This window comes from Occallatibacter sp., assembly GCF_049802275.1.
In the GTDB taxonomy this organism is placed as follows: domain Bacteria; phylum Acidobacteriota; class Terriglobia; order Terriglobales; family Acidobacteriaceae; genus Telmatobacter.
This window is the reverse complement of record NZ_JBARMD010000497.1, coordinates 1-1670: the sequence shown is the minus strand read 5'-3', so window position 1 is coordinate 1670 and position 1670 is coordinate 1. Positions and strand designations below refer to the sequence as shown.

The following is a 1670-nucleotide window of genomic DNA, read 5'->3' as shown; positions in this document are numbered from 1 at the left end:
CCGGCGACCTCGGTCAGCACCAGAAAGGCATGTCCGAATCCTTCCGGTATCCAAAGCATGCGAGCGTTTTCTCCGCTGAGTTCGACGGCGACATGTTCGCCGAAACACGGCGAGCTGCGGCGTAGATCAACCGCGACGTCCAGCACGGCGCCATGTGTAGCCCGAACGAGTTTGCCTTGGGGATTGACGGTTTGATAGTGAATGCCGCGGACAACGTTCTTCTTTGACAGAGAGAAATTATCCTGCACCCAGGTGCAGGGCAGTCCCGCTGCCTCGAAGGCCTCGTGGTTCCAGGTTTCCCAGAAGGCTCCGCGGTTGTCGCTGTGAATCTTCGGTGTTATCACCAGCACGCCAGGCAGGGAAGTCTCTTCAATCTTCATAACTCGCTATTTCCTGCGGGAATCTGTCGCTCATTGCGCAGCGCCAATAAGTACTGTCCGTATCCGCTCTTCGCCACGGGTTTTGCGAGCTCTTCGAGCTGGTCGCCCGTAATGTACCCGAAGTGATACGCGATCTCTTCCGGGCAGGCGATCATCAATCCCTGCCGTCGTTCGATGGTCTGGATATAAAGCCCTGCTTCAAACAGTGAATCGTGGGTGCCTGTATCCAGCCAAGCCATACCGCGGCTCATCACCTGGACTTTCAGCTTGCCTGCCTCGAGATAGAGACGGTTCAGATCGGTGATCTCCAATTCGCCGCGTGCCGAAGGCTTGAGATCGGTCGCAAGCTTCACAACGTCGTTGTCGTAGAAATAAAGGCCCGTGACGGCATAGCGCGACTTCGGCTTTTGTGGCTTTTCTTCAATACTGATCGCTTTGCCCGCATCATCGAACTCCACAACGCCGTAACGCTCGGGGTCGTGCACGGGATATGCGAAGACCAGCGCGCCGCTCTTCAGTTTGGCCGCGTGCTGCAGGTCGCGTGAAAACGATTGGCCGTAAAAGATGTTGTCGCCGAGAATCAGCGAGCACGTATCGGCGCCGATGAATTCGCGGCCGATGGTGAAGGCCTGCGCGAGTCCGTCGGGGCTGGGCTGCACGGCATAGCTGAGGTTGATACCCCAGCGCTTGCCGTCGCCCAGCAATTCAACAAACCTGTGCGTGTCTTCGGGTGTGGAGATGATGAGAATGTCGCGCAGCCCGGCGAGCATCAGCGTGCTCAGCGGGTAGTAGATCATCGGCTTGTCGTAAACGGGCAGGAGCTGTTTTGAAACAACATGTGTGACCGGGTAAAGTCGTGTTCCCGAGCCTCCAGCGAGAATGATCCCTTTCATTGCGCGATCCTCTCCTCGTAGTTCTGCTTGATCCACGTTAGATAGGCGCCGCTGCGCACATTCTCGATCCACGATGCGTGATTGAGATACCACTCCACGGTGTTGCGCAGACCCTGTTCAAAGTCAACGGAAGGTGTCCAGCCCAGTTCGCCAGCGATCTTGCGAGCGTCGATCGCGTAGCGGCGATCGTGGCCGGGACGATCGGCAACAAATTTGATCAGCTTTCGCCGCGGGCCGATGCTTGCATCGGGGCGCAGTTCGTCGACGAGGTCGCAGATTGTATTCACGACGTGGAGATTGTTGCGCTCGCTGTTGCCGCCGACGTTGTAAGTCTCGCCGGGAATGCCGCGCTCCAGAACCGCGCGGATCGCCGAGCAGTGATCGTCGACGAAGAGCC

3 protein-coding genes are annotated in these 1670 nt (G+C 57.8%); all 3 read right to left on the bottom strand.

Annotated elements, in window-relative coordinates; all coding sequences use genetic code 11:
* Nucleotides 1-380, bottom strand: a 380-nt coding sequence (gene rfbC / locus WA354_RS17280) for a dTDP-4-dehydrorhamnose 3,5-epimerase (protein ID WP_472814269.1), incomplete at its 3' end; no start/stop codon positions are given.
* Nucleotides 377-1273, bottom strand: coding sequence for a glucose-1-phosphate thymidylyltransferase RfbA (gene rfbA / locus WA354_RS17275; RefSeq protein ID WP_472814268.1), 897 nt, complete (start codon nt 1271-1273; stop codon nt 377-379). The genes rfbC and rfbA, both read right to left, overlap by 4 nt.
* Nucleotides 1270-1670: GDP-mannose 4,6-dehydratase (locus WA354_RS17270; protein WP_472814267.1), on the bottom strand; the 401-nt coding region annotated here is incomplete at its 5' end. The genes rfbA and WA354_RS17270, both read right to left, overlap by 4 nt.